12 protein-coding genes and 1 pseudogene are annotated in these 17,012 nt (G+C 70.3%); 4 read left to right on the top strand and 9 right to left on the bottom strand.

Annotated elements, in window-relative coordinates; genetic code table 11:
* Positions 1-74 precede the first annotated feature (74 nt).
* From trpD to ABZZ04_RS16620, 8 genes and pseudogenes are all read right to left on the bottom strand, one after another.
* Entirely contained in the window at positions 75-1,202 is a 1,128-nt protein-coding gene (gene trpD, locus ABZZ04_RS16655; protein WP_356932926.1) for an anthranilate phosphoribosyltransferase, read from the bottom strand.
* 47 nt (positions 1,203-1,249) lie between these two features.
* A complete protein-coding gene (locus tag ABZZ04_RS16650) occupies positions 1,250-1,588 on the bottom strand; it encodes a hypothetical protein (protein WP_356932925.1) in 339 nt (112 codons plus the stop codon).
* A 535-nt stretch (positions 1,589-2,123) separates the two neighbouring features.
* Positions 2,124-2,687, bottom strand: a pseudogene (locus ABZZ04_RS16645) (aminodeoxychorismate/anthranilate synthase component II); the annotation flags it as partial.
* A complete protein-coding gene (locus tag ABZZ04_RS16640; RefSeq protein WP_356932924.1) occupies positions 2,684-4,336 on the bottom strand; it encodes an anthranilate synthase component I family protein in 1,653 nt (550 codons plus the stop codon). The pseudogene ABZZ04_RS16645 and the gene ABZZ04_RS16640, both read right to left, overlap by 4 nt.
* A gap of 14 nt (positions 4,337-4,350) precedes the next feature.
* Positions 4,351-5,385 (bottom strand): 2,3-diaminopropionate biosynthesis protein SbnB, encoded by a 1,035-nt coding sequence (sbnB, locus tag ABZZ04_RS16635; protein WP_356932923.1) that lies wholly within the window; start codon positions 5,383-5,385, stop codon positions 4,351-4,353.
* 622 nt (positions 5,386-6,007) lie between these two features.
* Entirely contained in the window at positions 6,008-9,016 is a 3,009-nt protein-coding gene (locus tag ABZZ04_RS16630; protein ID WP_356932922.1) for a BTAD domain-containing putative transcriptional regulator, read from the bottom strand.
* 535 nt (positions 9,017-9,551) lie between these two features.
* Positions 9,552-11,108 carry an acyl-CoA carboxylase subunit beta gene (locus ABZZ04_RS16625; protein ID WP_356932980.1) on the bottom strand — a complete coding sequence of 519 codons (1,557 nt, stop codon included), beginning with the start codon at positions 11,106-11,108 and terminating at the stop codon, positions 9,552-9,554.
* The gene (locus ABZZ04_RS16620) at positions 10,997-11,278 is read right to left on the bottom strand and encodes a hypothetical protein (protein ID WP_356932984.1); all 282 of its coding nucleotides are present in this window, start codon (positions 11,276-11,278) and stop codon (positions 10,997-10,999) included. Before ABZZ04_RS16620 ends, ABZZ04_RS16625 begins: the two co-directional genes overlap by 112 nt.
* Before the next feature lie 488 nt (positions 11,279-11,766).
* Between ABZZ04_RS16620 and ABZZ04_RS16615 the strand changes: the two genes are divergently transcribed.
* The gene (locus tag ABZZ04_RS16615) at positions 11,767-12,504 is read left to right on the top strand and encodes a VOC family protein (RefSeq protein WP_356932921.1); all 738 of its coding nucleotides are present in this window, start codon (positions 11,767-11,769) and stop codon (positions 12,502-12,504) included.
* Between the two features lie 302 nt (positions 12,505-12,806).
* Here the strand turns inward: ABZZ04_RS16615 and ABZZ04_RS16610 are convergent, their stop codons facing one another.
* On the bottom strand, positions 12,807-13,598 hold the full coding sequence (locus ABZZ04_RS16610) for a pentapeptide repeat-containing protein (RefSeq protein ID WP_356932920.1): 792 nt from the start codon (positions 13,596-13,598) through the stop codon (positions 12,807-12,809).
* A gap of 291 nt (positions 13,599-13,889) precedes the next feature.
* Here ABZZ04_RS16610 and ABZZ04_RS16605 point away from each other — a divergent pair, with 291 nt between their 5' ends.
* From ABZZ04_RS16605 to ABZZ04_RS16595, 3 genes are all read left to right on the top strand, one after another.
* Entirely contained in the window at positions 13,890-14,516 is a 627-nt protein-coding gene (locus tag ABZZ04_RS16605; RefSeq protein ID WP_356932919.1) for a methyltransferase domain-containing protein, read from the top strand.
* Positions 14,517-14,622: 106 nt separating this feature from the next.
* Complete coding sequence (locus ABZZ04_RS16600; RefSeq protein ID WP_356932979.1) at positions 14,623-15,156, top strand: hypothetical protein; 534 nt, start codon at positions 14,623-14,625, stop codon at positions 15,154-15,156.
* 799 nt (positions 15,157-15,955) lie between these two features.
* The gene (locus ABZZ04_RS16595; protein ID WP_356932918.1) at positions 15,956-16,627 is read left to right on the top strand and encodes a hypothetical protein; all 672 of its coding nucleotides are present in this window, start codon (positions 15,956-15,958) and stop codon (positions 16,625-16,627) included.
* The last annotated feature ends 385 nt before the right edge of the window (positions 16,628-17,012 follow it).

Genomic DNA, 17,012 nt, shown 5'->3' with positions numbered 1-17,012 from the left:
AGGGCGGGGCGGGGGCTGGGGCGGGGCGGGGCTGGGGCGGGGCGGGGGCGGGTTGCTGTGCCGGGGCGGGGTGTTCATGCCGCTGCCGCGACCCGGGCCCCGTCGGCGGAGGGCCTGGCGGGGGCGGGTGGCCGGGTGGCCGGGGGGTGGGGGGCCGAGGTGGCTTGTACCCACCGGTCGAGGGTGGCGGCCGCGGCGCCGGAGTCGATCGCCCGGCCCGCCGCCTCCACCGCCCAGCCCAGGCGTTCGGTGACGGTGCGGCCCCGGGCCGGTTCGCCCGCCACGAGTGCCGCGCCCGCGGACAGCAGCACCGCGTCCCGTACCGGGCCGCGTTCGCCGTCCAGGACGCGCCGGGCGACGGCCGCATTGTGGACGGCGTCCTGTCCCTGCAGTGCCTGGAGCGGGGCCAGTGCGATGCCCACGTCGCGCGGGTCGAAGCGTTCCTGCGCGATGGTGCCGTCCTGCACGGCCAGGACGGTGGAGGTGGTGGTGACGGTGAGCTCGTCGAGCCCGTCGTCGCCGCGGAAGACCAGTCCCCTGCCGCCGGCCCGGGCCAGTGCCCCGGCGATCAGCGGGAGCATGCGGGCCTCGGCGACGCCGATCGCCTGGGCGGTGGGGGCCGCCGGGTTGGTCAGCGGTCCCAGTGCGTTGAAGACGGTCGGGATGCCCAGCTGTCTGCGCGGGCCGGCGGCATGACGCATCGCGGGGTGGAAGTCGGGGGCGAAGCAGAAGGTGATGCCGGCCTCGTCGGCCACGGCGGCGACCCGTTCGGGCGGCAGTCGCAGGGTGATGCCCAGCGCTTCCAGGACGTCGGCGGACCCGGAGGCCGAACTCGCCGCACGGTTGCCGTGCTTGACGACCCGTGCCCCCGCTCCCGCCGCGACGATCGCGGACATCGTGGAGATGTTGACCGTGCGTGCCCCGTCGCCCCCGGTGCCCACCACGTCGACGGTCCTGCCCGGCACGTCGATGTGAACGGCGTGGGCCAGCATGCCGTGCACGAGTCCTTCGAGCTCGTCCACGGTCTCCCCCTTGGCCCGCAGGGCCACCAGGAAACCGGCGATCTGCGCTTCGGTGGCCCGGCCCCGCATCACCTGGTCCATCGCCCAGGCGGTGTCGACGGCATCCAGGTCCCGGCCGCCGAGCACCTGCCCCAGCAGCAGGGGCCAGGAGCGGTCCGGTGATGGTGTCGTGACGCTCACTGGTCCTGTCTCCTCATCTTCTCGTCCAATTGGTTGCGCGATCGGGCTCAGGCACCCGATACCGGGTGCCACGGGTCGTCCTCCGGCCCGGAAGCGGTCGCCAGGCCCGGGTGCCACGGGTCGTCCGCCTGCCCGGAAGCGGTCACCGGGGCCGGGTGCCACGGGTCGTCCTCCGGCACGCCCGCCGGGGCCGGGGCCGGGGAGGGGTGCCACGGGTCGTCCATCAGGCCGGCGGCAACGGTGGCCGTGCAGGAACTGCCGCAGGTTTCCGGTCCGCTCTGCCCGGCCGCCTGCGCGACTCCCTGCCCGGCGGCGAATAACGCCGCACCGGCAAGTGCCACGACGACGGTCTTGCGGATCTTCCCGGTGATCGCATTGAGCTCCATGATGTTTCCCCCCACATGAACTGTTGCGGCTCGTTCCGACATCCAGAACATTAGGAAGGACCGGTTTCGAATCATTATCGCCGGGACTTCTGCCTATCAGACCCGGCAATAAAATTGATATAACCACTGCTCAGACCCCATGCGGGCAGAAATTCCCCGGACTTGGGAAGGGGCAGGGAAGGGGGCCGGGGAAGAGGATCACACCCCCTGCGGAGAGGATGGTCCGCATTCCGGTCACCCGGCGCGGCAGCCGTGTTCCCGGCAGGAGAGCCCGTGCTTGTCTCCCCCGCCCCGGACACACCCCGGAATTTCATCTGTCCTTCGGCCTGGCCCGCGCATTCGGCACACCGGCCCGCACCGGAACACCCGGGGAAACGGAGACGGAAGCGGAAACGGGGACAGGAGCGGACGCAGGGACGGAGGCGGAGGCGGATACGGATACGGGTGCGGGCACAGGGACAGGAGCGGGCACAGGAGCGGGCACAGGGGCGGGCGCGGGGGTGGGGGTGGGCGCGGGGGCGGGGGTGGTGTGGCGGGCGGTGGTCAGGAAGTTGTCCAGGAGCCGCAGGCCGCCGGCGGTGGTGACGGACTCGGGATGGAACTGCACCCCCTCCACCGCCAGGGTGCGGTGGCGCAGCCCCATCACGTAGCCGTCGTCCTGGGAGCGGGCGGTGACGGCCAGCGGGGGCGGCAGCGGTTCGGCGGCGATCAGCGAGTGGTAGCGCGTGGCGGTCAGTACCGGTTCCAGGTCCGTGAACACCCCGGTGCCGTCGTGGTGCACCGGGCTGGTCTTGCCGTGCCTGAGGCGTTCGGCGACGGTGATCCGGCCCCCGTAGGCCAGGCAGATCGCCTGGTGGCCCAGGCAGATGCCCAGCAGCGGTACCTTCCCGGCGAAGGCGTGGACCAGTTCCACGTGCCCGGAGTCGGCCGCGTGGCCGGGTCCGGGACCCAGGACGACCGCGTCGGGCCGCAGGGCGGCGAGCTGCTGCGGGGTGCGGGTGTGCGAGCGCACGACGTCGGTGGCGGCGCCCAGGGTGCGCAGGTACTGGTCGATGATGTGGGTGAAGCTGTCGTAGGCGTCGACGAGCAGGACTTTCACGGTGTCAGCTCCTGTCCGGTCAGGGCCCAGTAGGCCGCGCCCATCTTGTGGAGGGTCTCGTGCCACTCGGCGCGGGGGCGGGAGTCGGCGACGATGCCCGCGCAGCTCTGGGTGGAGTAGGTGCCGGTGTCCGGGTCGTGCACGACCGTGCGGATGCACAGGGCCAGCCGGCTCCAGCCGCGCAGGTCGATGAGGCCGACGGCGCCGGCGTACATGCCGCGCGGTTCGCTCTCCAGTTCCTGGATGATCTCCATGGCGCGGATCTTGGGTGCGCCGGTGACGGTGCCCGCGGGGAAGGAGGCGCGCAGCACGCTCCAGGTGTCGTGTCCCGGTTCCAGGGTGCCCTGGACGGTGGAGACGAGATGGAAGACGTGCGAGTACGTCTCGACGCTCATCAGGTCCGGTGTCTGCAGCGTGCCGGGCGTGCAGACCCGGCCGATGTCGTTGCGGCACAGGTCGACGAGCATGATGTGCTCGGCCTGTTCCTTCTCGTCGGCCACCAGGCGGGCGACACGGGCCCGGTCGGTGGCCGTCTCGCCGCTGCGCGGTGCGGTCCCGGCGATGGGCCGCATGACGACCGTGTCGCCGTGGGTGTGGAAGAGCACTTCGGGGCTGGCCCCGATGACGGTGTGCCCGGCGCGCGGCAGGAGGTACATGTACGGGGAGGGGTTGCGGCCGCGCAGGCGGCGGTAGACGTCCAGGGGGGCCAGGGAGGTCGTGACGTCGATGCGGTGGCCGATCTGGATCTGGTAGATGTCGCCGACGCCGATGTGTTCCAGGCAGCGCCGGGCCCGGGCCAGGAACGTCTCCTCGTCGCAGGTGTCGCTCACCGTGTGCGGGCGGGGCGCTTCGGGCAGGGCCCCGGGCTCCTCGCCCGCTACGGCCATGGCGGCGGCGGTGGCGATGGCCGCGGTGACCGCACCCGTACCGGCAGGACCGCTGCCGGCGGCAGGACCGGCCGGGCCGGCGATGATGCCGGTGGTGGGGCCGGTGGTGGGGTTGGTGGGGTTGGTGATGCCGGTGGGGGTGGGGTCGGGGTCGGGGAAGGCGTCGCTGTGTGCGGTGAGTCTGCGCACCGTGCCGGGTCCGGGGCCGGGGCTGTACCAGAGGGTCTCGCGGAACAGGCCGAGCACGATGTCGGGTCCGGCGGTGGCCGTGTCGTCCCGGTCGGGCAGGCTCTCCATGTGCCAGGCGGAGCCGTAGCCGAAGGTGGCCAGGAACCCGAAGGCGTAGCTGTCGCGGGGGCGGGCGGTGTCCACGGTGAACAGGTCCTGGACGGCGCGCAGGAGCTGCCAGGTCTGCTCGCGGTGCACCAGGCCGCGTTCGTTGCCGGGACGGGGGGCCAGGCCCAGGGCGTCGGCGGCTTGGAGGACCGCGGTGACCAGGGGGTCGGTGCCGTGGACGGTGATCCGGTCGGTGTGCAGGCGGATCTCGGCGAGCAGTCCGTGGCCCACGACCGTGGCCTCGGAGTCCTGTTCGGGGTGGTGGCCGTTCTCCAGCAGGAACACCTCGTGGGGCGAGTGCCGGTGCAGTACGGCGTACAGGTCGAGCGGCCGGTGCGGGGCGGGGCGGGTCTCCTCCACCCGTACGGTGATGGTGCCCGGTGCGGGGCGCGGCGGGCGGGGCGGGCTGTCGAGGACGGTGGTCACGGTCGTGTCTCCTGTCAGCCGTAGCGGCGCGTCTCGTGGAAGAAGCCGTCCACGACGGCGAGTTCGCCGCGGGCGTGCAGGGTGTCGTAGACGTGTTTGCCGACCGCGAGGTCCAGGACGCCGAGCCCGAAGGGCGAGAAGACGACGGGCCGGCCGTGCGGGACGTCCAGGGTGCCGGTGAGCACGTCGTACAGGGTGCCGGTGACGAAGTCCCGGTTTCCGGTGGCCTGTTCGGCCAGGTGCAGGGAGGTGCCGGCCCTGAGGCAGTGGTCGGTGTCGTCGACGATGTTCGCGGCCGTGAGGACCACCTCGGGTGACAGGTCGCGCAAGGACACGTGCAGGACCAGGGGGTTGTGGGTGAACCATCCGGGATCGGTGACGTGCGGGGCGGGGGCGACGGTGGCGAAGACGACGAGGTCGCTGGAACGGATCAGTTCCTCGGGGTCGCTGTGCAGGGTGAGGGTGCCGTTGTCGCCCTCGCGTGCGAGGTGTTCGGCGAAACCCCGGGCGTGTTCGGCCGACAGGTCGTACACGCCGGTCCCGGTGAAGCTCCAGCCGGTGCTGACGAGGTACTGGTGGATGAACCGGGCGATCAGGCCGGTGCCGAAGAAACCGATCCGGCACGGCCGCCCGCGCCCTCGGGTCAGCCGGTCCGCGGCCAGCGCCGCCGAGGCGGCGGTACGGGCCGCGCTGATGATGGAACTCTCCATGCAGGCCAGCGGATAGCCGGTCACCGGGTCGTTCAGGACCAGGACCGCGGAGGCCCGGGGCAGGCCGGCCGCCACGTTACGGGGGAAACTGGAGATCCACTTGATGCCGTCCAGGGGCGCCGGCCCGCCGAGCGAGGCGGGCAGAGCGATGATGCGCGAGTCGGGACGGTCGGGGAAACGCAGGAAACAGGACGGCGGGTTGACCGTGTCACCGTCACCGTGCACACGGTAGGCCGACTCGACCAGCCGGACCACTTCCCCGTGCCGGCCGTCAAGAACTCGGTGCACGTCCGCGCCGGGAATCACGGCGAACGAAGGCACCCGGGGGGCAGGCGGCATCACACACTCCACAGCTCTCGGGAAAAAGGAACTCCGTGACGACGCTAGGCACATGCCTTATCGGCGTGATATCGCCGGATTAAGCAACCCCGCACCCCGCCCGGCCCCTGCCACACCGGTACACCGGCACCCCACGAACAACACCACACCCCCACCACCACCCGGCCCCACCACCACCCGGCCCCACCACCCGCACCACACCACACCGGCGGAACCGTCCACCGCACCGCACCGGCCCGGCAGAACCGTCCCCCGCACCGCACCGCCCCGGCACCTCGGGGCCGCGCCCGGCCCGGTACGCCAGAGGAAGGCGGCACCACACCCCACGCCCCGTATCCCGCACCCGGTGCCCCGCGCCGCGTGCCGTGTGCCCGGTGTCCGTACCGGTTCGGCGGGGGCCGGGGCGGGGCGGGACGGGGATGGGGGCGGGACGGGGACGGGGGCGGGACGGGACGGGGCGGGGTGTTCCGTGCGGGTTCAGCAGGTTCCCCGACGGGCTCCGCCACAGGTTCCCCGACAGGTTCTGCTACAGGTTCCCCGACGGGTTCTGCGACGGGTTCTGCGGTGGGTTCTGTGGCAGGTTTTGCGGTGGGTTCTGTGGCAGGTTCCCCGGCGGGCTCCGCTACAGGTTCCCCGACGGGTTCTGCGGTGGGTTCTGTGGCGGGCCCGGTGGGTTTTCCTGTCCGCCGGGGGGTGGGAAGCCGTCGAGTTCCCGGGTGGCTTCCTCCTGCCAGTGGGTGGCGCCTCTGAGGGTGAACAGTTCCCTGGCACCGGTGAGTTCGGTACGGGCTTCCTCGTGGCGGCCCAGTTCCCGCAGGAGCACGCCGAGTTTCAGCCGGATCGATCCCTCGACCACGGGGTTGCCCAGCCCGCGGGCGACCTTGCGTCCCTGGACGTAGGCGGACTCGGCCGACTCCAGCGCGCCGAGTGCCACACGGGCCTGTCCCAGCCCGTACAGGGCGTGGGCCAGGCCGTGGGTGTCGGCCTTGGCCCGGGAGAGTTCCTCCACGCGCAGGTAGGACTCCTCGGCCTCCCGGGCCCGGCCGGACAGCAGCTGGGCGCTGCCCAGCCGGTACAGGCACTGGGCGAGGCTGCGCGAGGAGCCCGACCGCATGGACTCCGCGACGCGGACGGCTTCGCGGGCGTGACCGAGGCTGGCTTCGTAGTTGCCCCGGTCGAGTTCGAGCTGGGCCATGTTCTGCAGGACGGAGGACTGCGAGGACAGGTCGCCGGCCTCGCGGAAGACGGGCAGGGCCGCGCGCAGCCGGCCGGCCGCCGCGTCGGGGTCGCCCTGCAGGCGGTGGACGACCGCGAGGTTGCGCAGGACCAGGGCGCGGCCCAGTGGTTCGTCCATGGCCCCGTACAGGTCGAGTGCTTCCTGCGAGCGGGCTCTGGCCTCGTCCATGTGCTGGCGCATCAGTGCGGCGGCTCCGAGGTGGTGGAGCATGACCGCCTGGCCCAGGCGGTCCTTCGCGGTCCTGGCGGCGTGCAGGGCGTGCAGGGCGCAGCTGTGCCAGTTCTCGACGTAGCTGCGGGTCTCGAACAGGACCGATGCGCAGCCGGTCAGGTCCCAGGCCAGGTCGGCCATGCCCATCGCGGCGGCCTGTTCGACCATGCCCACCAGGCACAGGCGTTCGGCTTCGAACCAGGCCAGTGGGTCGGTGAGGAGTTCTTCGAGCAGGTCGGTGTCGACGGGGTGGGGGCGGGTGGTGGCGTGCACGATGCCGAACTCGCCGCCGCTCTCGCGGCGGTGGGCCTCGCGGGCGATGGCCAGGGCGGTGCTGAAGACGCGGCGCAGGGCGTCGTGCCAGTCCTGGCCGGGTTCTTCCTCCCGGGCGCGTTCCCCGGCGTACAGGCGCAGCAGGTTCTGGAAGCGGTAGCGCAGCCGGCCGGTCGCGTCGACGCCGACGACTTCGAGGAACTGGGTGTCGACGAGGTCTTCCAGGAGGAGTTCCGCGTCGATGACGTCCGCGTCGAGCAGGGAGGCGGCCACCCAGGAGGTGAAGTCGGGTACACCGGCCAGGCCCAGGCGGCGGTAGAGGCGGGCGGCGTCGGGGGACAGGTAGCGGTAGCTGAGTTCGAAGCCGGCCCGTACCCGGGAGGCGCCCTGGCTCAGTTCGTCGAGTCTGCGGCGTTCGTCGCTCAGGCGGGTGACCATGTGGCGCAGGGACCAGTGGGGTTTGGAGGCCAGGCGGGCGGCCGCGATCCGCAGGGCCAGCGGGAGGCGGTCGCACAGCTCGACCAGGCGGGCGGCGTCCGGGCGGGCGGTGGCGATGCGTTCCTCGCCGGCGATCCTCGCGACGAGATCGACGGCCTCGCCCGGCGGCAGGACACCCAGATGGATCCGGGCCTGCGGCGGCCAGGTCACCAGCTGCTCGAGCTGGTCGCGGCTGGTGACGACCACGCAGCTGGCGCCGCTGCCCGGCAGGAGCGGGGCAACCTGCGCATGGGTGCGCACGTTGTCCAGGACGATCAGCGCACGGCGTTCGGTGAGCAGGCTGCGGTAGAGCGCGACGCGTTCCTCGAGCGCCTCGGGGATCTGCTGTCCCGGCACGCCCAGCGAACGCAGGAAGCGGCCCAGCACATCGGCGGCAGGGGCCGGTTCGTGCTGCTCGTCGTAGCCGCGCAGGTCCGCGAAGAGCCGGCCGTCGGGGTAGTCGTCGGCCGCCCGGTGGGCCCAGTGCAGGACCAGACCGGACTTGCCGACCCCGGCGACACCGGTGACCAGACCGATGGTGGGAGTCTGCAGCGCGGCCGGGGAACGCGTCATCAGCGTGTCCAGGGCCGCCAGTTCCCTCGCACGGCCGGTGAAACCGGGAATGTCGGGCGGCAGCTCCGAGGGAACCACCACCACCTCGCCCGCCGCGGCGGCGGCTTCCGCAGCGGCGGGCAGCGGGCCCTCGGCCGGAGCCAGCGACGGATCGTCCCGCAGGATCAGGTCATGCAGTTCCTGCAGGTCCGGCCCCGGTTCCAGGCCCAGCTCCTCGATGAACTGCTCACGGGCCCGGCGGTAGGACTCCATCGCCTCCGCCCGCCGGCCGGCCCGGTACTGGGCCAGCATCTGGTGGTAACGGGTCCGTTCACGCAGCGGATTGTCCTGCACGACCCCGCCCAGCTCGGGCAGCAGCTCGTAATGCCGCCCCAGCGCCAGCTGCAGCGCGGTCGCGTCGTCATACGCGTTCAGCCGGTGTTCCGCCAGCCGGGCCGCTTCCTCCTCCACCAGCATCCCCGACACCCCCGCCAGGGCCGGCCCCCGCCACAGATCCAGGGCCTGGCGGTAACAGACCGCCGCGTCCCGCGGACGCTGCTCACGGACCGCCTGCTCGGCCCGGGCGACCAGCACCGCGAACTCGACCGCGTCGATGTCATGGCTCTCCGCGTCCAGGAGATACCCCGGATGCGTCGTCACGATGGTGTCGTCCCCGGCCCCTTGCGCCTTGAACGTCTTACGGAGCGCAGCGATCACGATCGCGATCTGGGTCCGGGCGGTAGCGGGCGGATTCCCGTTCCACACCTCGTGCACCAGCGTGTCCACCGGCACCGTCCGGCCGGGATTCAGGAGCAGCAGAGCGAGCGTCGTGCGCTGGCGTGCCCCGCCGATGACGACCTTCCGATCACCCGACGTCACCATGAGTGGGCCAAGGATCTTGAATGCGAACCGTTCCCCCACCGGGCCTCCGTTTCCCCCCACCCCTGAGGCATTCCGGGATCACATTACCCGTCCAGCAGTTCGATACGGGCGAACGACAACGAACTCCCGGTAACCCGCCCCCGGACACAGGCACAGGCACACCCCCACGGCCCAACCCCCCGTCATATGCCCACCCCCAACCCCCACAGAACACCCCACACTACCCCTCCCGAAACCCCACCCCCCCCCACCACGGCATCAAGAACAACAACAGAGCAGAAGAGCCGCAGCCCCTGCGGACAGCAGCCGGGACAGGAACTTCCCGCCCCCGCCCCGACGGCCTGCACGGACACCAAGCCCGCAAGACCCGCACCCACGGACACCAAACCCGCAGAACCCGCACCCACTGCGGACAGCAAACCCGCAGAACCCGCACCCACTGCGGACAGCAAACCCGCAGAACCCGCACCCACTGCGGACAGCAAGCCCGCAGAACCCGCACCCACTGCGGACAGCAAGCCCGCAGGACCCGCGCCTACTGCGGACCGTTGCCGTGCTTGCGCGACGGCAGATCCGCATGCTTGTTGCGGAGCATGGCGAGCGAGGCGATCAGCACCTGCCGGGTCTCGGCGGGGTCGATGACGTCGTCGACCAGCCCGCGCTCGGCCGCGTAATACGGATGCATCAGCCCGGCCCTGTACTCCTCGACCAGCCGGCTCCGCGTCGCCTCCGGATCATCCGACGCCGCGATCTGCCGGCGGAAGATCACATTCGCCGCACCCTCCGCCCCCATCACCGCAATCTCGTTCGACGGCCACGCGAACGTCAGGTCCGCACCGATGGACTGACTGTCCATCACAATGTACGCACCCCCGTACGCCTTGCGCAGAACCAGCGAAATCCTCGGCACCGTCGCATTGCAGTACGCGTACAGCAGCTTCGCCCCGTGCCGGATGATCCCGCCGTGCTCCTGGTCGACGCCGGGCAGGAAGCCGGGTACGTCGACGAGGGTGACCAGGGGGATGTTGAAGGCGTCGCAGAACTGGACGAAGCGTGCGCCCTTCTCCGAGGAGTGGATGTCGAGCACTCCGGCGAAGGACATCGGCTGGCTGGCGACGATGCCGACGACGTGGCCGTCCATCCGGGCCAGGGCGCAGACGATGTTGGTGGCCCAGCGTTCGTGGATCTCGAGGCAGTCGCCGTCGTCGACGAGTTCCTCGATGACCCTGCGCATGTCATAGGGGCGGTTGCCGTCGGCGGGGACGAGGTCCAGGAGGGTGTCGCCGCGGCGGCCGGCGGGATCACCGCCGGGGACGACGGGCGGGTTCTCGCGGTTGTTGGAGGGAAGCATGCCCAGCAGGTAGCGGACCTCGGCGATACACGTCTCCTCGTCGTCGTACGCGAAGTGCGCCACGCCGGAGGTCTCGGCATGGACGTCGGCACCGCCCAGACCGTTCTGGGTGATCTCCTCACCCGTGACCGCCTTCACGACGTCCGGGCCGGTGATGAACATCTGCGACGTCTCACGGACCATGAACACGAAGTCCGTCAACGCCGGGGAATAGGCGGCGCCGCCGGCACACGGGCCGAGCATCACACTGATCTGCGGGATCACCCCCGACGCCCTCGTATTGCGCCGGAAGATCCCCCCGTACCCGGCAAGCGCCGAAACACCCTCCTGGATACGGGCACCCGCACCATCGTTCAACGACACCAACGGCGCACCCGCCGCGACCGCCATATCCATAATCTTGTGGATCTTCTCGGCATGCGCCTCACCCAGCGCACCCCCGAAAATCCGGAAATCATGCGCATACACAAAAACCGTGCGCCCCTCGACCGTCCCCCACCCGGTCACCACACCATCCGTGTAGGGCTTCTTCTCCTCCAGACCGAAACCCGTCGCCCGATGCCGCCGCAACTGCTCCACCTCACAAAACGAACCCTCATCCAGCAGCAGACCAATCCGCTCACGCACCGTCAACTTCCCCCTGGCACGCTGCGCCACAGTCGCCCCCTCACCCGGCCCACGACGGACCTGCTCACGCAGCGCCAGCAGCCCACCCACACCACCACCCACACCACCACCCACACCACCACCAGCACCACCGGCACCGGCACCCACACCACCACCGGCACCCACACCACCAGCACCAGCAACCCCAGCCCGAACCTCAACCCCCACAGAACCCACACCACCCCCAGAACCCACAACCCCAGCAACCTCAGCCACACCACCCACAGACACACCAGCCTCCACACCCACCACACCCTCAACCCGACCAGCCATCACCCTCACCACAACCCCCACCCCTCACTGCCAGCCCGACGGAGCACGATAACGCCCCGCATACCGCCACCAACCCGACCCCGCCCGCCCCACACCCACAACCCCCGAACCCCCCACAACCCCCGAACCCGACCACCCACCACACCCCACACCCCACACCCACAACACCACAGCCAACGCAGCCAACTCCTCATCCGTCACCCACCCCCGCTCAACACACCACACACCACCAAACCCACCAGAACCACCCATCACACCCTCCTCCACACACCACACGAAGCCCGCACAACCACGGACAGGAACCCACCCAGACAACAACCCCCACCTTGCACACCCCTACACCCACCCAACCAACACGGTCGGGCCCCGCCTTCACCCGCAAAGACTCGCGCCATCTCAACCAGGACGAGCACGTACCAGATCGCAGCAGTCAGGAGCGGCAGCTTCTAGGATCTACGACATGGCAACAAGACTCGTGCAGATCAATATGAAGGCCCAGGACGACTCCGCGCTCGGCAGGTTCTGGGCGGAGGCACTCGGCTGGGGTGTCGACAGTGAGGCACCCGGCGTCACCAACCTCGAGCCCATGGGTTTCTCCTACCCCGACCCCACGGCCGTCTGCATCGACATCATCGCCCGCCCGGAACCCAAAACGGTGAAGAACCGGGTGCATCTTGATCTGGCCACCACCTCGACCGCCCATCAGGCGGAGCTGGTCGCACGCTTGAAGGATCTCGGCGCGACGCTCGCCGACGTGGGTCAGGGCGACGTCCCCTGGGCCGTCATGGCCGACCCGGAGGGCAACGAGTTCTGCGTCCTGGAACCCCGCCCGATCTACCAGGGCACCGGGCCGATCGCCGCAGTGGTGGTCGACTGCACCGACCCGCGGCGGATGGCCCGGTTCTGGAGCCAGGCGATGGACTGGACGCTGCACGAGGTCACCGACGACCGCGCGACCATGCGGTCCGCCAAAGACGTCGGCCCCCACCTGGAGTTCCTCCGCACGCCCGACACCAAGAGCGTTTGGAACCGTGTTCACCTCGACGTCCGCCCCTACCCCGGTGACGACCCGGAAGCAGAGGAAGCCCGACTGCGCGCCTTGGGCGCCGCCGACCCCGGTATCGACCAGTCCGCGATCTCCTGGACGATTCTGACCGACCCGGAGGGCAACGAATTCTGCCTCCTCGCTCCCAGCTGAACTCGGTCAGCGAATCCAGCCGGCTGTGGCCGGTTGCAGCCGGTTCCGGGGCAGCGACGAAGACCACGTGACGTCAGCGCATGCTGTCGGGGACCGGCAGGGGACTGCGGTGACACGGTGTTCGTCCTTGCCCGCATCCGGGCCGGGGACGGCATCGGTGCCGCCGATGCCGATCGACTGCAGTCCCCTCCACCACGCTCTCGGTCGACCTGCCGAGGGACGCCGAACGCCGAAGAGGAAAGCCGTACCGGAACCGAGGGGCGAGGGCCGAAAGCCGAGCGTCGAGGGCGGAGGCCGCTTCCTCAGGTCGTCGGATCGTGCCTGAACGTGGCCGAGTGCAGGCCCTCGAGGACGTTGAAGGTTTCCTCCGTGAACCGGGCGTAGCCCTCGAAGGTTGCCGAGTCGAAGGTCACGGGGCCGTCGAAAACCGCTTCCTCGAACGTCGCGGTTGCCCCGAAGGTCGTCGACGTGAAGTCGGCGGTGGACCGGAAGGGCACCTCGTCGAACCGGGTGAACTCCTTGAAGGTCACGCCCTCGAACGAAACCGGACCCTCGAAGGTCGCCCGGTCGAAGGCGGCCATGCCGGTGAAGACCGCGCCCTTGAACGAGACCCTGCTCTCGAACGTCGCGTCCTGGAAACCCCCGTAGGTCTTGAAGACCGCCCCCTCGAAGGAGGCCGGTGACTCGAAGGTCGCTCCCTCGAACCAGCCGTCGTCCTGGAAGGTCGCCGCGTCGAACACGGCATTGCCGCCGAAGGTCACCGCGTCGAACCAGGCGTTGCACTCGAAGACCGCCGACGCGAACCGTGCACCACCGATGACGGGCTCCCCGCCGGCGGAACTGTCCCGCAGGACATCGAGCAGGGACTCCCAGAGACGGTCTTCGAAGGTGGTGCCGCGCAGGTCGAGGTTCGCGCCGGGACGCAGGCCGTCCAGATGGGCGCGACGGTCGGTGGAGGTCAGATGGGTGAGGCAGGCCGTGTGACCGGGGACATGTATGCCCCGGCAGCCGACCGGATCCTGCTCGCTGGAACCGTGGCCGCAGTGCGGCCACGACGGCGCGACCGGGGACGGGTTGGGGCGTGGATGCGTCATGAGGCCTTCCGGATCCGAATCGATGAGGTGAGTGAGGTCGGGTCGGGTCGGGTCGGGTCGGGTCGGGTCGGGTCGGGTCGGGTCGGGTCGGGTCGGGTCGGGTCGGGTCGGGTCGGGTCGGGTCGGGTCGAAGGGACGATAGTAGGGGCCCTGCCGGGGAAACCTGTACACCGTCCAGCCCTGCAAGAAGCCGACGCAGAGATGGAACGGCCTCCGTCGGGGGAGAGAGCCGGTCGTGAGCCCGGGCGAAAAACGGTCGCGGTCCTGGCAGGCACGCCATAGCGTGCGCGCGTGGACGCTGAAGATCCGAAGGAAACGGTCCGGCGCGGGTACGACGCGCTCTCGGAGCACTATGAGCGGGCGTTCGGCAGCGGGACGAAGTACGGGCCGTGGATCGAGGAGTTGCTCGGTCGGCTTCCCGAAGCAGGCACGGTCCTGGACCTCGGGTGCGGCAACGGTGTTCCCGTGGCCCGGTCCCTGGTGGCGGCCGGGCACCGCGTGACGGGCGTCGACATCAGCGAGGTCCAGATCCGCAGGGCCCGGGAGCTCGTGCCGGGCGCCGACTTCGTCCGGGCCGATGCCACGGCATTGGAGTTCACCCGGGGGAACTTCGATGCGGTCGTCTGCATGTATGCCCTGATCCACGTACCGGTGGAGGAACAACCGCCTCTGCTGGAGCGGATCGCTTCCTGGCTGCGGCCCGGGGGCTGGTTCCTGTGCACCACCGGGCATCGTGCCTGGACCGGGACCGATGAGAACTGGCTCGGCGGTGGGGCCGCGATGTGGTGGAGCCACGCCGACGCCGAGACGAACCGCGCATGGCTCGTGCGGGCCGGTCTCGACGTGGTCCACGAGGAGTTCGTGCCCGAGGGCGACAACGGCCACGTCCTGTTCTGGGCCCGACGCCCTCCGGAATGACAGCGACCGGCCGAAGGAGGTGGGTGGTGACACCGTCCCTCGCAGTCCGGCGTCATCGAGGTGTGGCGGGGCCGGTGATGGTGCACACTTCTTCGCTGTGGAGATCATGAAGGGCGAGCTACGGCGTCTTCGGTCCGGGCCCGGGATCGAGGACGGCCGGCAGCGGCCGTTTCTCGTACGGGTCCGGTTCACCGCCGAGGATCCCGGCCAGGTCATTGCCGATGCACGTGCGGCGCTGACGTGCGTGGTCGAGCGGGCGGGCGACTGGCCCGCACTCGAACGGTGGCCGCAGCTGTTGCCGGAACGGTTCGTCCAGCGGTGCGCACCCGAACCCGCGGAGCCGGGGCCCGATGGGTCCTTCGACACCGAGGCATGGTTGCGGCAGTGGCGGACGATGACGCCCGAGCAGAAGAGGGCCGCCTGCCAGGGGCCGTGGTCGCTGTCGGATTGGCTGCACTGCTTCGATCCGACCGAGGAAGGAGCCGGCGACGATCGTGGCTGGTGGTGGTGGCACGCGGGAACCGACGAAGCGGGAAGCGGCTGGATCCAGGTGGCCACCACTGGCTGGCCGTTCGGCAGCGGTTCGCTGTTCTGGCTGATCGAGGCCTGCGGCGGCACGGATCTCGCCTATGAACCGTGAGCGTTGCGCACCGCACGCGGCACACCCACGCCCACGCCCACGGCAGCCGTAGCCGTAGCGGCTGACAAAGCAGGACCGTGATCCACGGTTGGGGTGCCGTGCGGTGCCGTGTGCGGTGTCCTGTGTGGTCCCGGCGCCCGAGAGTGACTGTCAGTCCGGTCGCGTAGCGTGGAAGCCACCGGTCGGCAGGCTGATCGCATGGCCGACCGGCACCGGCAACGGGGGGCGGAACATGAGCGCGGAGCATGTCGTAGGTCTCGTCGGAATGATCGTGATCATCGCGGGCGCAGTGGCCATCGTGATGATTCTGCGGAGCGGGTCCATCCTGCCCCCGATGGTCGTGCACCCGCTGTGTGCCACGTGCGGTCACCCGCGGCCCGAGCACTCCCGGGGCGAGCCGGCCCGATGTCTCCACGATTACGGGCACAGCAGCTGGAACAACGACAGCTACGGCAACAGCCAGCGAAGCTACGGTGGTTCATGCGACTGCCCCGAGTTCCGGCACAAGGGCCGCACGATATGAGGCCGCTGCCGCCACGGCCACCGGGCCCGGGGCGTACGCACACAGGAACTGGCTTCAGCAGTCGTTCCGGCGTGCTTTCGCATCCCGGTCACCGCGATCACGCCCCTGCCGGTCGCCATGGTCGCTGCCGGTGCCGGTCCTCGGACGGGCGTTCCCGGGCGCATCGCGGGCACGCAGTGGGTGCTGGACGGTCCGTGAGCCGGTGACTTGAGCGGCGCGGGGCGGGTCAGTCGCAGTCGGTACCGGAGCGCACCCCCGGGAAGGAATGAGAGCAGCATGCAGATCCTGTTCAAGGAGATCACAAGCGGTGACATCGACGCGGTCAGGAAAAGGCTGGCGAGAGACCCCGGATCGGTGGCCCTCGTCGCGACACCCCCACCGAAGAAGCACGCAGGACAGTCACCGTTGATGATCGCGCTCAAAACCGGGCGGTTCGGGATCGCGATGCTGCTCCTGGACCACGGGGCGGACGTGAATTTCATCGACAGCGACGGCCCCCACCCGCACTCGATGCCGGTCCTCCACGACGCGATCAAGGCCGCCGTGATGAGATCCCGCTGGTTGCGGCCCACCAGGTTCACCGACGACGAGCAGTGGGCGCTCCGGAACACCGTCGAGAGCTCCGACGCCGCGTTCACCGTGCTCCGGCGCGTGCTCGAATCCGGGGCGGACGTCCACGCCCTCGACTCCCACGGAAACTCGGCACTGCACCGCGCCGCGATGGACGCCCGGCAGATCCTGCCCATGCACCGCTACAGCGCCCCCGAATGGGTGGACCCGAAGCCGCTGAACCCGGAACTCGTCGAGGATCTCACCCGGATCTTCGACCTCCTCCTCGCACACGGAGCGGATCCGGGCCGCGCCGAGAAGCAACTCGGCAGATCAGTCGCCGAGCACTACCGCTCAGAGCCCGTCGGCCGATTCCTCCGCGCAGACCCTGCACTGTGACATTTCGGATTCGGTGACGGCCACACCTGTCTATTTGCCTGTCTGCGTGCCTGCCATCCATCCACGATGCGACGGCGTGCCGTCGGGATCGGAGCGCCGGTTCCAACAGTCGTTCGCAGCGAGCTTCCGCATCCCGGTCACCGTGATCGCGAGCGTCACCCGCGCGGTCGACGTCGCCACGGACCGGCCGTGGAGGACTCATGGCCGTCGGCTCACGCCGGCCCGTGCGTCTTCGCTCCTCGGCGCAGTACGGCCTCGCGGTCCGGGGGCTCCAGGGCTGCCGGAACATCGGCGCTTCTGCTCCCGGAGGGTCAACACCCTGTCCCCTGCGGCGTGTTCATCCCCGTTTTCGCCCCCATTTCCCGGTGACAGCCCTTGTCCGAGG

Origin of the sequence: Streptomyces sp. NPDC006435, assembly GCF_040612315.1 — a bacterium.
In the GTDB taxonomy this organism is placed as follows: domain Bacteria; phylum Actinomycetota; class Actinomycetes; order Streptomycetales; family Streptomycetaceae; genus Streptomyces.
The sequence above is the reverse complement of the archived record's forward strand: the minus strand, read 5'-3'. Positions and strand labels throughout refer to the sequence as shown.